Here is a 16,315-nt window from a genome sequence, read left to right on the forward strand (position 1 = left end):
CGCGACCTGTCCAAGGCCGATGGCGCGGTGCAAGACCTCATTGAGCCAAGCCGTGTAACGATCAATCCAAATTCTTGGCGTGCGTCAGAAAACGTTGCAGCTCGTCTGTCAAGCCGGAGCGCCGGTGCTTGTGCAGCACGTGAGTGACTATGCGTTCGTCTTCCTGGAGCGGCACGGCGACGACGTCCACGCGGTGCAGAGTGGCGACGTGACCGGCATCGGCAAGACCGACCCCCATGCCGGCGGCGATGCGGGTGACGTAGCCGGTGAGACTACAGGCTTCGCCCGCGATCGTGGGCGCCGGGCTGTATCGCTGCACGATGGCTCGCATCTGCTGCACGAGTCCCGGCTGCCGGTCCGACTTGCAAGAGATCAACGGGAAGCACAGCAGGTCAGCCAGTGACAGCGATTCAAACGAAGCCAGCTCGTGCCCGACCGGCAGCAGTGCCATCAGCGGATAGCTCCAGGCCGGCTCCTGCGCCAGGGCATCGTCGTTAGGCAGACCAAAGGAGATGCCGGCATCGACCTCTTCGCGCCGCAACGCAGCAGCCAGTTCGTCGGCGTTCATCTCTGAGAGTTCGAGCGGCGTCTCCGGCGCCAGCGCCTGCCAACCGGCGAAGCATTCGGACAGCTTGGGCAGCGCGATACCATCTGCCACGCCGATGCGCAGCGGCGCGCGGTAGCGGGCATCGGTCGCACGCACGACGCGTCGCGTTCGTTCCAGCCGGAGGAAGAGCTGGTGGGCTTCCTTGAGCAGGCGTGCGCCGGCTGGCGTGAGGCGCAGCTTGCGCGGCATGCGCACGAACAGCAGCACGCCCAGTTGGCCTTCCAGATCACGGATGGTGCGCGAGAGCGGTGTCTGATCGATGTGGATGCGCTCGGCGGCGCGGCGAAAGCTCAGTTCCTCGGCAACGGCAATGAAGTGACGCAGATGTCGCAGCTCAATCATCGTGGCGCGTCACCAGTGAACCAAGTAGGAAAGTGCGCTGCGGCGGATTATTGATATCGGCATCAGCGCACGGCGGAGTGCCGGCTCAGCAAATACGCCCCAGAAACTGGACGCTGCGCTCACTCGCCTGCGGCCCGAAAAAATGCGCCGGCGTGGTGTCTTCAACGATGTGGCCGCCTTCCATGAAAACGATGCGGTCGGCCACTTCCTGCGCGAAACGCGTTTCGTGGGTGACCACCAGCATGGTCATGCCCTTGCCGGCGAGATCGCGCATAACCTTCAGCACTTCGCCGCGCAGCTCGGGGTCGAGCGCCGACGTAGGCTCGTCGAACAGGATCACTTCCGGATCCATCGCCAGGGCGCGCGCGATCGCCACACGCTGCTTTTGCCCGCCCGACAGGCGGCCGGGGTATTCGCCGGCCTTCTCCAGCAAGCCGACCTGCGCGAGCAGTTCCCGCCCGCGCACGTTAGCCACCGCGCGCTTAACGCCGCGCACCGACACCAGCCCTTCGACAACGTTGTCCAGCGCCGTCATGTGGCCGAACAGATTGAACGACTGGAACACCATCGCTGTCTTCTTGCGGATGTCTGTGATCCGGCCTCGCTCGGCTCGACCGGGCTTTGCCCCCGCGTCGGACACCTCAATGCCGCACACCGACACGCTACCGCGATCGGGCAGCTCAAGGAAGTTCAGCGAACGGATGAACGTCGTCTTGCCTGAGCCTGACGGGCCCATGATGACCACCACTTCACCCTTCGAGACAGTGAGGTCGATGTTGCGCAGGACATGGTTATCGCCGAAGTTCTTGGCGAGACCACGCACCCGCACGGTCGTGTTGGCTTGTCCGTTCATTGGTAACGCCTCGAAAGCCGGCCTTCCAGCCAGGTTTGTAGGAAGGTGAGGGTCTGGTTGATGACCCAATAAATGGCGCCGACAATCAGGAACATCTCCATGTACCGAAAGGTGGTGGCGCCGATCTGATCGGCCACACGGGTGAGCTCGACCACGGTGACGGTGGAAGCCAGCGAGGTGTCCTTCATCAGCGCGATCAGGCGGCTGCCCACAGGCGGCAGCGCGATGCGGAAGGCTTGCGGCAGCACTACGCGGAACAGCGTTTTCCAGTAGCCCATGCCCATGGACCACGCCGCCTCCCACTGGCCTTTGTCGACGGCCACGATCCCGGAGCGGAAGTTCTCGCTCAGGTAGGCAGCCGCGAACAGGCTGAGCGCCAGCAGCGCGGCGGGGATGGGGCCGATCACGATGCCGTACGCCGGCAGGCCGAAATAGATCAGCAGGATCTGAATCAGCAGCGGCGTGCCGCGGAAGACGGACACGTACGTGAAGGCGAACCACCGCAGCGGCGTGAAAGGCGAAATTCTTGCCAACGCGATCAGCAGCCCGAGTGCGCAGCCGAGAAAGAAAGCCGACAGGCCCAGCCCGAGGGTGACGAGGACAGCCTTCTCCAGCAGCGGCAAGGCCCTGAGGAACAGTTCATACATGTGTTTTGCTCCTTTGCCCATTCATCGCGGCGCCTGGACCGCATCGCAGCCGTCGAGTGCCGCACCCCAGTCAGCGATACGCGCTTCTGGGACTTCAAAGCTCTATTGCTTTTGTGCCTTGGCGATCTCCGCCGACATGTCGTAGCTGACACCGACCCAGCGCCGGGACAAGCGGTCGATGGTACCGTCGGCGTGCATTTCAGAGATGGCCTTGTTGACTGCCTGCATCAGTGCTGGCTGGTTTCTCGGCATGGCCGCAGCCGAGAGCTGGTAGGTCAGGATAGGACCGACTTCTTTGATCGGCAGTTTGTTCACTGTGGCGTATTTCATTCCGCCAAAGTGCGAATTAATGGTGGCATCAATGCGGCCAATGGCCAAGTCGTTAAACACCAATCCGCCATTGTCATAGGTAACGATTTCGGAGTCCTTCAGGTTAGCGCGCGACCACGACTCGTTGCTGGTGCCGGTGGAGACGCCAATGCGCTTGCCCTTGAGATCAGGCTTATCTTTGATGTCGTTATTGACGGCCCGCACGAAGATGCGGAAGTCCTCCACACCATAAGGCGAGCTAAAGTCGACCTGCTTCGCGCGCTCCACCGTCGGTGTCAGGTCGTTCATAACCAAGTCGTACTTGTCGGCCTTCAAGCCCTCTATGAAATTCTTCAACAGATCGGCAATGAATTCGACGCGGGCCACGCCAATGCGCTTTGCTACCTCCTTGGCCACCTCCACGTCATAGCCCGAAGGTTGATTCTTGTCGTCGAGCAGGCTCCAGGGCGGACTGCTTTGGGTATTGGCAATGCGGATCACGCCCGCCGCTCGTGTGGTGGCAAGGATGTCCTTGCTCTGGGCCCATGTCAGGCTGCCGCTGCACAGCGCGCTGACAATGAAGGTCGAGAGTATGGCGTAACGACCCAGGGATAGCATGTTCATGCGACGGCTTTCGGTTAAGGGGTGTCGTCTGACTTATTCGAACTTGATCTGGGCTGTTGTGATAACTTTTTCCCAACGACTAACGTCTTCTGCCATGAAGATGCGGAGCGCACCAGGCGTGCTCGGCGCTGCATCCATACCCAACTCGGAAAGTTTTGCACGAATGTCAGCGTCTCCAAGTGCAGCTCGAATCTCACGGTTCAAAATGTCAATCACATTTGCTGGCGTCCCCGCGGTTGTGAGAAACCCATACCAACTCTGATAGGCGAACGCTGGAAGACCGGATTCGGCGACCGTCGGAACACCGGGCAGGATCTTGCTTCTCACATTCGAGCCTACGGCGAGTGCCCTGATTTTTCCGCTCTTAATCAGAGGTACGACGGCCGGATCAGCAAAGGCGACATCCACCTGACCGCTCATCAAGGCTGGCATGATGGCCCCGCCGCTCTGAAAAGGTACGTGTAGCATTTCGATGCCTGCGGACTGTTTGAGCATTTCACCAGCTAGATGCTGAGAGTTCCCGACACCGCCTGACGCGTAGGTGAGCATTCCCGGCTTGGCTTTCGCCATGGCGATGAGGGCGCTGACATCCTTGATCGGAGACTGCGCACCCGTCACAAGCAGTGGGGAAATGACCACCCCCATCGAGATCGGAACCAAGTCTTTCATGGGGTTGAAGCTAAGTTTCCGATCTGAGGCCGCAGCGATGGTTGTCGATGGCGTACCGATCAGCAGCGCATAGCCGTCGGCGGGAGAGCGAACGACATTCTCGGTGCCAATCAAGCCGCTGGCACCCACACGGTTCTCCACAAAAACGGGGGCCTTCAATGAAATAGACATTTTGTTGGCGACCAGGCGTGCCAACACGTCGGGCGCCGACCCAGGACCAAAGGGAACAACGATGCGGATGGGTCGGGTGGGGAACGCATCCGAGGCGAAGGCGGCGTTCGGCATCGACATGGAGAGCAATGGGACGATGAGCGCGAGACATGCGCTTCTGAAAATCTTCTTCACAAGGGGCTCCTGATTCTCTAGCTAGCAAATAGAGAGGAAGGTCTGGACATCGCCTAGCGCGGCGTTCGTTCGGGAGAGGATTTGCTCGACGCTGCCCGAGTCGATAGGGAGATCTGACCACTCCGATGTCGACCTGCCGGTGTCCTTTAACCCTGATGCGGTGGCGAGACACACCACGCTGTCAGCGGATTTGATTACCCCGGTAGCTCGAAGGTGCTGCACTGCGAGGAAAGGCATGACGCTCGCCAGTTCGAGGAACAGTCCTTCCTGTGAGGCCAATCGCTCCTGCATAGCGATCAGGCCGTCGTTGCCCACCTTGACGGCGAGACCATCGGTCTGTCGAAGCGACCAGAGTGCCTGATAGGTGCTTTGAGTCGCCGCAACGGAGGCAGCGAGCGGCTCAAAGCTGGCTGGCGCCGGCTCCACGATATCGCTCCCCTTATGCAGCGCGTTGTTCAGAGAGCCATGGGCTTCTGCCGCGATGAGCCGCGGCAAGGCATCTATCTTTCCCGCATCCAAAAGATCCATGAACCCTTGGCAAACGCCAGCCAGCGCATCGCCGTAGCAGACTGGCAGTGCCATCCAGTCCGGCGCCCTCCCCAGATCTGCGTAGACCTCGTATGCGATGGTCTTGTAACCCTCGATGCCGATGGCTGAGCTACCAACAACTGGTGATGTGTAGGGCGACGTGACGTACCAACCACTCTGTTCGGCCCCCGCCTTCAAATACGGCCATCGCTGGGACTTATCGGCCATAAGCACAGCGTGCGCTCCAAACTTGCGAATCTGCGTCAACATCGGTCCTGAGGCACCAGCCATGGAAGCAACCACGCAGGCCATGCCCGCCTTGGCCGCATAGGCTGCCAAGGAAGCCCCGGCGTTCCCGGAAGAGGCTGTCGCCACTACGGTGGCGCCAATCTGCTTCGCATGAGAGACGGCGAGCGTGCTGAGACGATCTTTGTAAGACTGTGTTGGGTTGCGCGTCTCGTCTTTTACGTAGAGGTGCTGAAGGCTCAGCGCGCGGCCCAGCCTTACCGCAGCGGTCAGCGGGGTCGAGCCTTCTCCCAAGCTTATGGCATTGCAGGCTTGGACCGGAAGCACAGCGGCATAGCGCCACAATCCACCATCTTTCGAAGGAGCGCATTCAATATCGAAATCGTGGCGAATCCCGGAGGTATAGCGCACTCGGAGATTAGACGGCTTCGTCGAAGCGCAGGCAGGACAGCCTGCTCCGCGGTACTCAAGGGGGTATTGCGCATTGCATCGAAGACAACGCAGGCAGGCATCGACGCTCATGGCAAGACGATCAGGCCGCCGTCGTTCTCGTGAAGCAGCTCAACACCTGTCGCGCGGACGACGACGGTGTTCTCGACCTGCAAGCCGCACCATCCCAGTTCGTAGTAAGGCGTCTCGACACACATCACCATGCCTTCTTCGATCAACTGATCGTTGCCAGGTGCGAGATTGGGAACGTCATAGCCATCGACGCCGATCCCATGACCAACGTGGCTCCTAGCGTAGTGCGGAATCCCGGCTTTACGTGTTGCCTGTACGGCAATGTCGAACACCGTGGAAGCCTTGACGCCGGGTCTTATCGCTTCGAACGCCGACATCACACCGACATGCAGAGCCCGGTGGTACTTCAAAACCCGCGGATCGGGATTTCCGAAGGTCGCGATTCTTGCAATGTCGGCGCGGTAATGCCTGTACCGCCCGCCTACGTCAAAGCGAATGACATCGCCGCGCTGAAGCGTTGCCTCGGAGGGGTGCACGTTCGGCATCGCGCTGCGCGCAGCGAAGCCGATACACCCGAGGACCGGCGTGGCATCATTCTGGACAGTCTGAGTATGGAAAGCGCGGGCCATCTCGATCTCGCTAATTCCGAGTCGCGCCTGCTTCAATGCTGCGTGCACGGATCGTTCAGCGATCGTCGCTACAGCCCGGAGCCGCCGAACCTCCTCCGCGGTCTTGACTGCCCGAATCCTTCGGAACAGTTCGGTCGCCGGAACCAGCGATGCATCAGGAAGCTCTTGGGCCAGGTGATCCCATTGTCCCGGCAGGAGCCCCAACTCATCCACGGCCAATGTGGCCTTTGCCAACCCACCGGCGCGAATCGAATCGACGAGAGCGCCTAACGCGCTCTTTCCATCGGGTAGTGCATAGAGTTTTTGCTGCCGCGAGTCGAGCGCACTCATTGGGCGGTCGGCCGCATCCACATGGAAGTAGCCGAATCTCGTGACGTTCGGCACCCACACATCATCCTGGTCAGCCAGTTGATCCAGTAGCGAAGTCGGAGCGATGATTCGCGAGGCCTCGAGTTCCTGGACAGGCAAGATGACGAACGCTTGCGGCCCGCGTCGAATCCATTGAGAGAGCGCCCAATAGCCACTCGCATAGGTCACGTTCTCCGGCGATGTCGCGACGAACGCGTTGATGCCGCCCTGGCGTCCAACCTGGATCAACCGATCCTTATTCAGAAGACTTTCGTTCATAGAGTTCTCAGTGATGTTTGGAGACTCTCGCGTCAGCGCCTGAGCCATGAATGGGCGCGAGCTGTTCCGTTGAAGCTGGGGAATATCCGAGAGCACCAGAGCACTTCGCCGCCGCGCGCACGATGAGGTCGGCCAGCGCGGACCATTCCTTCTTGCCGTGCTGTGCTGCGAGGAAGGCAACGCTGATCGCAGCGATAGCGGCTGCCCGACTGTTTCGGATCACTGCCCCGATGGACACGACGCCCACTTCGTTCTCTTCATCCGAGATCGCATAGCCGCGTTTGCGGATGATTTCGAGTTCGAGTGCAAGTGCTTCCGCATCGGTGATCGTCTTCGCGGTTCGTGCCGCGTAGGGCGCGGGGCCGAGGACGGTCCGCGCTTCTTCGGTCGACATTTCGGCGACGAGGGCCTTGCCCATCGCCGTCGAATGCGCCAGTACTCGTGAGCCCGCTTCGGCTCGAATCGCAATCGCTCCGCTACTTTGAACGGTATGCAAGTACACAACGCTGTTCTGTTGGACGACCCCGAGATAGCCATTGAGCTGTCGGTGGTCTGCCAGCAGTTTCAGCTCGGCCGCTGCATTCACGTACAGAGCATCGCTACGAACCATTGACGATCCGATTGCAAGAGCTCGGTACCCGAGCCGATATCGCCGCGTTTCGACGACTTGTTGCAGGTATCCAGCTTCGATCAGTGTGTTCGCCAAGCGCTGGGCAATCGATGGGCTGATGTCCAGGGCGCGCGCCAGTTCACGAATGCCCATTGGCTCCGCGCTGACGTCAATCGCGTCGAGCATCGCGAGCCCTCGAGACAAAGATTGATTGGTTGACATTTGTTCCTATAATTGGTACAGTGTGCCGATAAATGAATTATGCGAGTCTTGCTCGTTGCTTGTCAAGGACGGGCGCGCATCGTTGCGCGCCCACGCCTGCAGGGTTCGGTTCAACCGACGCAGGCGAGACAACGGTAGATTCGTAGTGCGCCGCGCCAAATCCAGGGCTGCGATTTCCCCACGCCTCTAACGAGCTAGATATGCCGCCGACGAAGCTGCGTTTAGCGCAGGGCTCCGGACATGTCCTCTACAAGGACGGGCTTCGTTGCCGCTGGAAATTCCATGTCACAGCCCCACCACGAACAACGCCTGAAACATCCATGCCGAGCTTGGCCTCGATCACAGGCCGCCAAGGCACCAGACTGAACCTCATGCCGTCGTCGAGCATGGCAAACCGGCCGCTGACAAGCTGAATGGATCGGCGGTAGACGCCATGAACCTGCTGGCCATCCTGCAGTGGGCGGTAGATCGCACTGGTCTGGGTCTGCAGCTTTTTGCCCGCCGATGCCAGCTCGCGATCGCGCAACGTAACGAGCAGATTGCGGGCAAGGATCACCCGCTGGCCTTGTCGTTGCGCGAGACTTTGCTCTGCAAGGAAGTCCACACGGCGGTGCAACGCATCGCGTGCCTGAGCGCCAAAGCCCTGCGCCACCAGTCCCCTGCCGTCATCCACAAGTTGCCTGTCTAACCAAGTGGCACCTATCGCGTTGACCTGCCGCTGGATGGGCAAGTACGACCGCAACTCGATGGTCGATTCCGACGCTCTCCGTATGTCATATTGGCGGGCTTTCTGTTTCAAGTCGGGCGGAATCTGCCAGACGCCCTCGGTGAGGCGCTCCACGATGCCGGCGCGGCGCAGCGCTTCGAGGCGCCGCACATGCGCATTCACGGTGAGCTGCGGATTACGAGCGCTCGCTTGATTGAGATGCACGAGGTGATCGGCCGTCCGATAAACGCCATCTTTGGCGGCGATCGCGATGTTGCGGTCCACCCCCCTTTCCTGCCCATGTGGCCTGTACTCCACAATCCCATCAAGGGGCAGTGCAGCTAAGTCGAAACCTGTTGAAAGCTTCAGATAGTGCGCTCGGCCGTCGATGGCATCGACCACCAGGTAGCCGCTGTCGTGCAGTTCATCGGTCAGACCCTTGGCCGCGATACGACCAATGATCGGCGTTGCCGGACTGGCTTCCATCGCCAACTCTCGCTGCTCCCCCTTCATCGCCCGATGCATCGTGCGCAGGATGTCGCCGCGCTCGCCCAGGGCAGTCAAGGTCTTCTCCATGCCCGGCACCAGCCGCCAGCGGTTCGCGTCGATCCGTTCCGCCAGCGCCATGGCCTCGAGTCGCTGCAGCCGCGCGCGCAGCACGTTCCAGCGCTGGTGGTCTTCCGGCTGGCCTGCCAGATCCACAATCTCCAAAGTGGCCTGCCGAAGCAGCGCCCGATCTAAGCTGGTGAGTCGTTCAAGATCAACCTCCCGCTGCAGGCTTTGCCGTATCTCGGTCTCGGTGCGCGGCCCCAGCCATTCGGTCGTGATCTCACTGGCACGCATGCGCATACCGTGGGCCATGTAGTCTGGAGCGATTACCAGATCCTGGCCTTTGCGTTCGCTACCGACTCGGCCACGCAGGACGATGTGGGTATGCGGATTGTCCGTGTCCCAATGATCCACAGCCACCCAGTCCAGCGGTGTTTCCAGGTCGACTGCCATACGTCGCATGAACTCGCGCGTGAAGCCACGCAAGTCCTCGAGCTCCATCGCGTCTTCCGCCGAGACGATGAAGCGGAACTGGTGACGGTCACCCCGACCACGCTCTTCGAAGCTCTTGAGGTCAACGGTGTCCGCGTCGGCGCTATAGGCCTGTCCGCGCTGCCCGTCACGCGTGGTGCCGTCGCGCTCGATGTAGCGCAGGTGCGTCGATACAAACTTTGAACCGGCCTTCTTCAGCACCACGAAGCGGGACTTGATGCTGACGCGTCGAGCATTGGCGACCAACCTGCGGCCGGCCATGCCAGCGGCCACCCGGCCCCGGCCAAAAGTCGATGCGGGGCGCGCGCCCCGCGCACTCGAAGCCTTGGAGCCCGACTTCGACACCCCCTTGAGAACCTGCGAGACAAGGCGACGCGGACGTGGACCGGAGCGGGATCTCGGAGCGGCGGGCCGAACGCGAAAACGGTCGTCATCACTGGAGGCCATGGCGGAAACCCCGGCGCAGCATGGCGCAGTGGATCGAAGACGGCACCCGGCAAAGCTCGCAACCAAGCGCCCAGGCGTACCCGAACGGCACGCTCAGCAGCACGTGGCGTGCCGCGCCAAACCCACGTGCAGACTGGCTTGGTAGGCCAAGGCGTGCCAGTCCTTTTATCTTGCCCTCCGTCTCCGCCTCCCGCATCCGCTCCCTGCTTCGACCTGGCGCCAGTCGCGCACCAAGTGCGCAACGCTGCCCGAGAGGCAGCGCGAGTGCAGCATGTGCTGCACGCTGGCGCCGAGCTCCCTGCACGTCGGAGTGCCACCTTGGTGCGGGGTCGGCGGCATTTCGGTTGCACGTTCGGCGCAAAGTTGGCTGCAGCATCCAAGCGCGAATGATGCAGACTCGTCGCACGAACGAAGGCATGCCGGAGCGATGTGCCGTGCAGCGCCGCGGGAAACTGAACTGCAAGAGGATCCGAAACCTCATGGCACGCCCCACGTCCACAGCGGCCGCGCGACACCGAGCACGGCAGACGCCGCGACCGGCCCGAAATAGCGGCTGTCGAACGACGCCGGACTCGTATCGCTGAGCAGGAACAACTCTTTCCCGACGAGGCGCCGACACTGCCGCCAGACAGGTATCAGCCGGTGTTCGCCGTCATGCGTCCGTGCGGTTGCCATGACTGCACCGTCGATGTGTACGACGTGGCCCCGCACGCATACCGACTGCGGTGCCACGGCCCCGATACGCTTGAGGATCGGCACGCCAGCCGGCAGGTAGCCTCGCTGCGCGGCCAGCGTGGCCGCATCGGCGGGGATCCGCGCCAGCACGATGCTGCCGACGTGCAACGATCCAGGGGATCTGGCGCCGTTGATTCGATACCAGCCGCGCGGCACGCTGTCGCTCGGGTTGTAGACGATGGCTACCGGCATCGTCACCACGGCAGGCGCACATAGCGCGGCCATGCTGAGGCTCATGCATGCGAAAAGCATACGGTGCCTCATTGCAGCGCCTCGCGTGCGAGGTGCGCCGTGTGCCGCTCGGCGGTGTATTCGGGCAGTGGCTGGCGTGCGGCCAGCCGGTTGGCAGCTGTGCGCCAATAGGTCACCGCCACGACACAAGGATTGATGCCAAGGCTTTCGATGGCATCGATTGCCTCGAGCACTGCTTTGACTTGTGGCTCTCCATCGGCCCTCAGCAGGATGCATGCTCCGGGCACCACGCCAGCGACGCGTTGTGCACCGTCGAACGGCATCGGTGCCTGCAACACCATGAGCTGCCACAGCGCCGTGCCGTAGTCGTTACCGATCCACTTCACACGGCAGCAGACTGCACCGGGCTCGAACACAGCAACGCGCCGCCAGCGATCCAGAACGGCCTCGCGCTCCGGCCTGCCGAAGCGCAGCCAGACGTTCACGCGATGCTCGACGAAAGCGAGGGAGACACGCATATGCGCGGGGCGCGACGGCAACGCGCGCTGAGGCGAGGGTTGCGCAAAATGGTCATTCAGGTGTGTCAAGACGTTCCCCGGTCGAACTCCCGCTCCAGCAACTCCCGCAGCATGTTGGCCGCGGTGATACCGCGCTTGAACGCAGTCACCTTGATGCGACCACGCAGCGCAGGTGTCACATCGATGGTGAGGCGCGCGGTGTAGATCGATGCCTTCGCCGGTGCATCGGGCTCGTCGGCTCGCCGCACCCAAGCTGACGCCGGATCGGTCGCAGGCTTGCGGCCGATCGATGCACGCCGTTGCTGCGAAACGGCGGGTGGCGCGGTCATTGCAGCAGTTCCCGCACCGCCTGCGCAAGCGCAGAAATTTCGCGTGCCGCCGCGCATCGAGGTGCCACTTCGCACGCGAGTCGGCCCGCAGCCACGCTGTCGGCGAAGACGATGCGCTGCGAGATTTCAGCGGGCAGCGCAGCGAACGGCTGGTCGGCGAGCGCGCTGCGCGCCTCGCGCCCGATCACCGTTCCGACCACACGCCGATTGATCACGAAGGCCGCGCGCAACTGCGGCCGGAACACCTTGGCCTCCGTAATCAGTTGCACCATCTCATGACTGGCCCAGACGTCGTAGGCGCTCGGCTGCACCGGAATCAGCACCAGGTCCGCGGCCAGCAACGCGGAGCGCGCAAGTGCCGCGACCCGCGGCGGGCCATCGATCACGACGTAGTCGGCCTGTAAGGCGATCTGCGGCGCTTCCTGGTGCAGCGAGTCCCTCGCCAGCCCAAAGACGCCGTAGAGCCGCTCCTGACCGTTCTGAAGCCGCCGTTGTGCCCAGTCCAATGCCGAGCCCTGTGGATCGGCATCGAGCAGCGTCACACGATCTCCCGTCATCGCAAGTTCACCAGCGAGGTGCGTGGCCAGTGTCGTCTTGCCGGCACCGCCCTTCTGATTCAGCAGCGCGATCACCTTGCCCGGGCTGGCTTGCCTTTCTGGTCGACGGTTTTCGGACGCCCCGGTTGAGGCATTGCCTGTTTCTTGAGCAGCGCCGATTTCTCTTTTATCCATAAGTTATGAATTCAGTTAGAGAGTTAAGGGAGCTCGAAACCGTTGCCGGGCGTGGCTTGGCGGCCGGTTCGTGCGTGTGATTACCCGAGCCGTTTGCGGGCGATTACCCGAGTGGCGTGCGGGCGATTACCCGAGCCCACTCACAGGTTCTCCACAGACTGTTCAACATCTGCGGTGGATAAGTCGCTGCATGGCATGCCCCTGGGCCAGCTCCGGAAACGCAGCCAGTCGGTGTTCCCGGCGCGGTCGATTGCGAGCCAGTAGCCCGGCAAGGACTGGCGCCGGACCAGGCGTCGCAGGTGCAACGCGAAGTCGCTGTACCGCTGCAGGCTCGCGGATTTCAGATGCAGATGCCGCAGATCGAATTTCCAGCCGTCTTGCTGCCGGCCTCCGTGCTTGCGCACCAGCCGATACAGCCAACGCTCGATACCGCCTGAAAGCCGGAAATACGCCGGATCCAGGGTGAGCACGAGGGCGTTGTCCATGACACCCGAGAAGAACCAATCGGCCAGGATCAGCTCGATGCCTTCGGAGCGGCCGTCATGACGGATGTGCTCCTTCCACTCATTGATCCACGAGAAGCGGTGCAGCCGCTTGCCACCATTGAGACGATCCGGTTGGCGAATAGACGTGGCCACCGTGGTCGACTGCAGCCGGTCCAGCGCCAGCTTGAGCATCCGGTAGTCGGTCAGCCCTGTTCCGCGTTGCACGAAACGCAGGATTTCGTGGGGCGTGGCGACCATCAGCCGCGATGGGGCAATGCCGTCATCGCGAGCCTGCACGATCTGGCTGGCAGCCCAGATCAGCACGTCGGCATCCCAGATCGTGGCAATGCCATGTTCGGGCACGCCTTCGACCGTGAGAGAAACGCTGCCGGCCGCAAAACGAATTGGCACTGTGCGGCGCGACTTCGCCAGAGAGAAGAATGGATAGGCCATCAGGTCCTGTGAATCTCGCGGCGCCAGATCGCTGGCCGGCAGCGCGCGGAACAGCGGCAGCTGTGCGCGTTCGCTGGGGGGACTCACCATGGTCGTCTTGCCTTGTGGATAGATCGGCAGATGGACGCGCGGTCAGCGCACCGATTCCCGCTGCACGTAGCCGGGATCCGAGGTCATGCCGTAGGTGTGGCTGTCGGCCCATGCGCGCAAGTCCGCGGCCGCGTAGACCACACGCGCGCCGAACTTCCGAAAACGCGGCCCACCACCCAGCACGCGTTGCTTCTCCAGTGTGCGCGGCGACAGCCGCAGGAACGCGCCGGCCTCGTCGGTCGTCAGGAACTCGGGGTTGGCGGATGCCGCAGGCACGGCGGCGGGCTGCGGCGCAACCGCTGCTGCCGTGCGGGAAGGGAACGAACTGCCAACTGCCATGAAGACCTCCATCGCTGTGGGTAGGCCGCAAACCAATCGCGGCCCGATGGAGGCAGTCTCGGGAGTTGGGCTCAATCCGAGCAGGGAGATATTCAGCGCACCTCGTCGTCTCCGGGGTGCTTCCCCGCAGCACGACGCACGCTGGCCAATGCCAGATAGCCGCCGGTCATGTAGGCCTGTGCTCGCCGCAGCAGGTGTCGAACCTGCGCGCGCAGGTCGCCATCTTCATGCCAACGCAGCACCGCAGCCTGAAGACCAAAGAGCGCCTGAGCGACGTCGCGGTGTGAAGCGCCGGCTTGCGCTGCGTCGAGCCCTTGAAGGGCGCGCAGGTGCAGCAAGGCTGCCCGTGTCACCGCCCGCACCGGCGGCACGGGCGGCGCTTGGCCGCCCAAGACCTGAGCCTGCGCATTGAATGCATCGAGCTGCCCGCGCAGCCCCGATATCAACGGCACGGCGCAGGCGTAGGCTGCGCCATGCGCAAGATCGCCGGCCAGCGAGACGCGCAGGCGCTGCGCGGACAACTCAGCGGTGAGGAGCAGGTCGGCATCGCCAAGCATCAGGCGCTTGCGGCCGGGCACGCTCCACAAGTCGAAACGATCTGTGGCATCGCGTGTGCGCGATGCACGCACATGCAGCAGTCCGTCAGCGGACGAGAGCCATTGTGGGTGTGCCTCGCGAGCATCCAGGCGTGGGTCTTCGGCGACATCGCAACCCCCAACGCTGGAACCAGGAAGTTCGCCGCCGCTCCGATGCGCCGTACTCAGCGCGGTACTGTGGATTGCGGCGCAGGTATTCCCACGCGAGCGCGGCGCCGTCGAGGTCCAGCGTGTAGAGATAGGCAGCCGACACGCTCCAGGTCGCGCGTGGCAGATCGTCGATATCGCGCATCTTCATGGCAAGACTCCTTTCGAACGAAGGAAGCTGCCACAACGTCCGTTCAGCCGGGTCGCCTTTGCGGCGATCTCTCATCGCGCGAACGGCAAGGATCAATGCGCATCAGTCGTTGATCGATCCGTCGCGCTTCGCATTGGCCACATAGGCCGAAAGCGGCTGGCGGGCCTTGAAGTTTGGATCGACCACGATGCGCAAACCCTTGGGGCCCCGCACACCCTCGAATGCCGACAAGCTCACATGATCCAACGCGGGAGACCCGATCCCCGCATCGCACAGGCCATAGGCCTTGTCGCCATCGGCATCCAGCTCGGTGAGCAGCCAGACAAGCCCCGCATCCAGAGTGTGAAGCTTGACAACAGGCAACGGATCGAGAGCTTCACCGCGAGCACGGGCCGCCCCATTGGTCAGCATCTGAATACGCTGCTCATCGGTGAGGAATGCCATGGGTTCTCCTGAAGGCCGTGGTGCTACTTTGTCGGAGAGATCCGATGCGAAGTCTTGCTCATCTCGGCATCACGATCTGCTGAGTTTGTTTCACCTATTTTGTACCATACAAGCGGGTGCATAAAGAACACATGACGACGAAATTCGTTGTCATGCGTTCCAACCAAGATCCCGCTCTGCTTCGAGCGTTCGCCGCCGAGATCAAGGCTCGGCGTGCGGCATCGTCGCTCAGTCAGGAGGGGTTGGCATTTGCATCCGGCATTACACGAACATTCGTCGCTAAATTGGAGTTGGGGCAGACCAGCCCTTCGCTGACAACATTGTTCCGGCTGGCCGACGGTCTGGAAGCCGGCCCAGATGAAATGATTCAATCTACGATGAAGCGATACAAGAAAGAACAGAAGGCGGCGAGATGACGGTCGAGAGAACTCATCTCCGGCCCCTTGGACGTTCTAGAAGGCGCTACCGTACGGCAGCGCCTGTGGCAGGCTACGCCACGATACGCCCTGCCAGCCGCGCCTCACGCGCGTAGCCGCTCAGCGGCTTGTCGGCAAAGAAGTAAAGATCACGCTCGATGGGCAGCCCCCACTTCCCGCGCAACCCCTCCAGTTCCGCCAGGCTCACATAGCCCAGTTCGGGAAAGCCTTGCCCGAGATCGCAGAGTCCAAACGCGGTGTCTTCAGAATCGAGTTCGGTCAGCAACCACGTCGCGCCTGCGTTGGGCGTGAACAACTTGACTACGGGCAGCGGGTCGAAGTGGGGGGTCTCGGTCGATTTCTGGCCATTGGCCAGCAACTGCTCGCGTTGTTCGTCGGTAAGAAGCTTCGTCATGGTCTTTCCTTGAAAGGATGCAGGGCGGAATTGCCCAAGACCGAAGCCGCACGGCGCAGCGCAGCTGTCAGGGTTCGCAGACGGCCACCGGCCGCAAGCGCACGACGTGCGCGCAGACCTTGACGGCGAGAACGCCGTGCAACGATGCAGGGAACAGCAAGCCAACCCCCTCCCCTGCCTTCCCCTTGGGCAAGCGGAGCGCGCAGGCCCGAAACGAAGTGAAGGCCGCAGGCGTCAGGGATGGAAGCCCGAAGGGACGAGACGCCGCCGGCGGCTCGATGCGCAGCACGACAGCGCGGCCCGGCGCCGCCGGGAGACGCACAAATGTCTTCAACGCCGAACCGCATGCACGCCAACTCG

20 protein-coding genes are annotated in these 16,315 nt (G+C 62.2%); 1 reads left to right on the plus strand and 19 read right to left on the minus strand.

All coding sequences use genetic code 11. The features are described from left to right. Positions 1 to 61: 61 nt before the first annotated feature. The 18 genes from ACSFB7_RS04030 to ACSFB7_RS04115 form a co-directional block, all read right to left on the minus strand. Complete coding sequence (locus tag ACSFB7_RS04030) at positions 62 to 949, minus strand: LysR family transcriptional regulator (protein WP_435467285.1); 888 nt, start codon at positions 947 to 949, stop codon at positions 62 to 64. Between the two features lie 85 nt (positions 950 to 1,034). Beyond that, entirely contained in the window at positions 1,035 to 1,802 is a 768-nt protein-coding gene (locus ACSFB7_RS04035; RefSeq protein ID WP_435467287.1) for an amino acid ABC transporter ATP-binding protein, read from the minus strand. Beyond that, the gene (locus ACSFB7_RS04040) at positions 1,799 to 2,449 is read right to left on the minus strand and encodes an amino acid ABC transporter permease (protein ID WP_435467289.1); all 651 of its coding nucleotides are present in this window, start codon (positions 2,447 to 2,449) and stop codon (positions 1,799 to 1,801) included. Before ACSFB7_RS04040 ends, ACSFB7_RS04035 begins: the two co-directional genes overlap by 4 nt. A gap of 102 nt (positions 2,450 to 2,551) precedes the next feature. Further along, positions 2,552 to 3,382 carry a transporter substrate-binding domain-containing protein gene (locus ACSFB7_RS04045; protein ID WP_435467291.1) on the minus strand — a complete coding sequence of 277 codons (831 nt, stop codon included), beginning with the start codon at positions 3,380 to 3,382 and terminating at the stop codon, positions 2,552 to 2,554. A 33-nt stretch (positions 3,383 to 3,415) separates the two neighbouring features. Then, entirely contained in the window at positions 3,416 to 4,396 is a 981-nt protein-coding gene (locus ACSFB7_RS04050) for a Bug family tripartite tricarboxylate transporter substrate binding protein (protein WP_435467293.1), read from the minus strand. Positions 4,397 to 4,417: 21 nt separating this feature from the next. Beyond that, entirely contained in the window at positions 4,418 to 5,581 is a 1,164-nt protein-coding gene (locus ACSFB7_RS04055) for a pyridoxal-phosphate dependent enzyme (RefSeq protein WP_435467295.1), read from the minus strand. A 107-nt stretch (positions 5,582 to 5,688) separates the two neighbouring features. Continuing rightward, a complete protein-coding gene (locus tag ACSFB7_RS04060) occupies positions 5,689 to 6,888 on the minus strand; it encodes a M24 family metallopeptidase (protein ID WP_435467297.1) in 1,200 nt (399 codons plus the stop codon). A gap of 7 nt (positions 6,889 to 6,895) precedes the next feature. Then, positions 6,896 to 7,720, minus strand: a complete 825-nt coding sequence (locus tag ACSFB7_RS04065; protein ID WP_435467299.1) for an IclR family transcriptional regulator — start codon at positions 7,718 to 7,720, stop codon at positions 6,896 to 6,898. A 247-nt stretch (positions 7,721 to 7,967) separates the two neighbouring features. Next, on the minus strand, positions 7,968 to 9,728 hold the full coding sequence (locus ACSFB7_RS04070; protein ID WP_435467301.1) for a DUF3363 domain-containing protein: 1,761 nt from the start codon (positions 9,726 to 9,728) through the stop codon (positions 7,968 to 7,970). A gap of 663 nt (positions 9,729 to 10,391) precedes the next feature. Beyond that, entirely contained in the window at positions 10,392 to 10,913 is a 522-nt protein-coding gene (locus ACSFB7_RS04075) for a S26 family signal peptidase (protein ID WP_435467303.1), read from the minus strand. Further along, on the minus strand, positions 10,910 to 11,359 hold the full coding sequence (locus tag ACSFB7_RS04080) for a DUF2840 domain-containing protein (RefSeq protein WP_435468074.1): 450 nt from the start codon (positions 11,357 to 11,359) through the stop codon (positions 10,910 to 10,912). The genes ACSFB7_RS04075 and ACSFB7_RS04080 overlap by 4 nt, the downstream gene beginning before the upstream one ends. A gap of 65 nt (positions 11,360 to 11,424) precedes the next feature. Further along, the gene (locus ACSFB7_RS04085) at positions 11,425 to 11,688 is read right to left on the minus strand and encodes a chromosome partitioning protein ParB (RefSeq protein WP_435467305.1); all 264 of its coding nucleotides are present in this window, start codon (positions 11,686 to 11,688) and stop codon (positions 11,425 to 11,427) included. After that, positions 11,685 to 12,419, minus strand: coding sequence for a ParA family partition ATPase (gene parA, locus ACSFB7_RS04090; protein ID WP_435467307.1), 735 nt, complete (start codon positions 12,417 to 12,419; stop codon positions 11,685 to 11,687). Before parA ends, ACSFB7_RS04085 begins: the two co-directional genes overlap by 4 nt. Before the next feature lie 140 nt (positions 12,420 to 12,559). Beyond that, positions 12,560 to 13,447 carry a replication initiator protein A gene (locus ACSFB7_RS04095; protein ID WP_435467309.1) on the minus strand — a complete coding sequence of 296 codons (888 nt, stop codon included), beginning with the start codon at positions 13,445 to 13,447 and terminating at the stop codon, positions 12,560 to 12,562. Between the two features lie 42 nt (positions 13,448 to 13,489). Continuing rightward, entirely contained in the window at positions 13,490 to 13,786 is a 297-nt protein-coding gene (locus tag ACSFB7_RS04100) for a helix-turn-helix transcriptional regulator (protein WP_435467311.1), read from the minus strand. A gap of 92 nt (positions 13,787 to 13,878) precedes the next feature. Beyond that, positions 13,879 to 14,415 (minus strand): DUF2285 domain-containing protein, encoded by a 537-nt coding sequence (locus ACSFB7_RS04105; protein ID WP_435467313.1) that lies wholly within the window; start codon positions 14,413 to 14,415, stop codon positions 13,879 to 13,881. A 13-nt stretch (positions 14,416 to 14,428) separates the two neighbouring features. Then, on the minus strand, positions 14,429 to 14,680 hold the full coding sequence (locus ACSFB7_RS04110) for a transcriptional regulator domain-containing protein (RefSeq protein ID WP_435467315.1): 252 nt from the start codon (positions 14,678 to 14,680) through the stop codon (positions 14,429 to 14,431). A gap of 102 nt (positions 14,681 to 14,782) precedes the next feature. Then, a complete protein-coding gene (locus ACSFB7_RS04115; RefSeq protein ID WP_435467317.1) occupies positions 14,783 to 15,124 on the minus strand; it encodes a DUF2958 domain-containing protein in 342 nt (113 codons plus the stop codon). A gap of 131 nt (positions 15,125 to 15,255) precedes the next feature. Here ACSFB7_RS04115 and ACSFB7_RS04120 point away from each other — a divergent pair, with 131 nt between their 5' ends. Further along, on the plus strand, positions 15,256 to 15,540 hold the full coding sequence (locus ACSFB7_RS04120) for a helix-turn-helix domain-containing protein (RefSeq protein WP_435467319.1): 285 nt from the start codon (positions 15,256 to 15,258) through the stop codon (positions 15,538 to 15,540). Between the two features lie 73 nt (positions 15,541 to 15,613). Here ACSFB7_RS04120 and ACSFB7_RS04125 read toward each other — a convergent pair whose 3' ends face one another. Then, on the minus strand, positions 15,614 to 15,955 hold the full coding sequence (locus ACSFB7_RS04125) for a DUF2958 domain-containing protein (protein ID WP_435467321.1): 342 nt from the start codon (positions 15,953 to 15,955) through the stop codon (positions 15,614 to 15,616). Positions 15,956 to 16,315 lie beyond the last annotated feature (360 nt).

Origin of the sequence: Variovorax raffinosi, from assembly GCF_051216615.1 — a bacterium.
In the GTDB taxonomy this organism is placed as follows: domain Bacteria; phylum Pseudomonadota; class Gammaproteobacteria; order Burkholderiales; family Burkholderiaceae_C; genus Variovorax.

Coding starts and splice junctions, on each gene's coding strand:
- ACSFB7_RS04030 (WP_435467285.1), bottom strand. CDS start 949: ATGATTGAGCTGCGACATCTGCGTCACTTCATTGCCGTTGCCGAGGAA.
- ACSFB7_RS04075 (WP_435467303.1), bottom strand. CDS start 10,913: ATGAGGCACCGTATGCTTTTCGCATGCATGAGCCTCAGCATGGCCGCG.
- ACSFB7_RS04060 (WP_435467297.1), bottom strand. CDS start 6,888: ATGAACGAAAGTCTTCTGAATAAGGATCGGTTGATCCAGGTTGGACGC.
- ACSFB7_RS04110 (WP_435467315.1), bottom strand. CDS start 14,680: ATGAAGATGCGCGATATCGACGATCTGCCACGCGCGACCTGGAGCGTG.
- ACSFB7_RS04065 (WP_435467299.1), bottom strand. CDS start 7,720: ATGTCAACCAATCAATCTTTGTCTCGAGGGCTCGCGATGCTCGACGCG.
- ACSFB7_RS04080 (WP_435468074.1), bottom strand. CDS start 11,359: ATGCGTGTCTCCCTCGCTTTCGTCGAGCATCGCGTGAACGTCTGGCTG.
- ACSFB7_RS04100 (WP_435467311.1), bottom strand. CDS start 13,786: ATGGCAGTTGGCAGTTCGTTCCCTTCCCGCACGGCAGCAGCGGTTGCG.
- ACSFB7_RS04045 (WP_435467291.1), bottom strand. CDS start 3,382: ATGAACATGCTATCCCTGGGTCGTTACGCCATACTCTCGACCTTCATT.
- parA (WP_435467307.1), bottom strand. CDS start 12,419: ATGGATAAAAGAGAAATCGGCGCTGCTCAAGAAACAGGCAATGCCTCA.
- ACSFB7_RS04035 (WP_435467287.1), bottom strand. CDS start 1,802: ATGAACGGACAAGCCAACACGACCGTGCGGGTGCGTGGTCTCGCCAAG.
- ACSFB7_RS04070 (WP_435467301.1), bottom strand. CDS start 9,728: ATGGCCGGCCGCAGGTTGGTCGCCAATGCTCGACGCGTCAGCATCAAG.
- ACSFB7_RS04125 (WP_435467321.1), bottom strand. CDS start 15,955: ATGACGAAGCTTCTTACCGACGAACAACGCGAGCAGTTGCTGGCCAAT.
- ACSFB7_RS04120 (WP_435467319.1), top strand. CDS start 15,256: ATGACGACGAAATTCGTTGTCATGCGTTCCAACCAAGATCCCGCTCTG.
- ACSFB7_RS04095 (WP_435467309.1), bottom strand. CDS start 13,447: ATGGTGAGTCCCCCCAGCGAACGCGCACAGCTGCCGCTGTTCCGCGCG.
- ACSFB7_RS04085 (WP_435467305.1), bottom strand. CDS start 11,688: ATGACCGCGCCACCCGCCGTTTCGCAGCAACGGCGTGCATCGATCGGC.
- ACSFB7_RS04115 (WP_435467317.1), bottom strand. CDS start 15,124: ATGGCATTCCTCACCGATGAGCAGCGTATTCAGATGCTGACCAATGGG.
- ACSFB7_RS04040 (WP_435467289.1), bottom strand. CDS start 2,449: ATGTATGAACTGTTCCTCAGGGCCTTGCCGCTGCTGGAGAAGGCTGTC.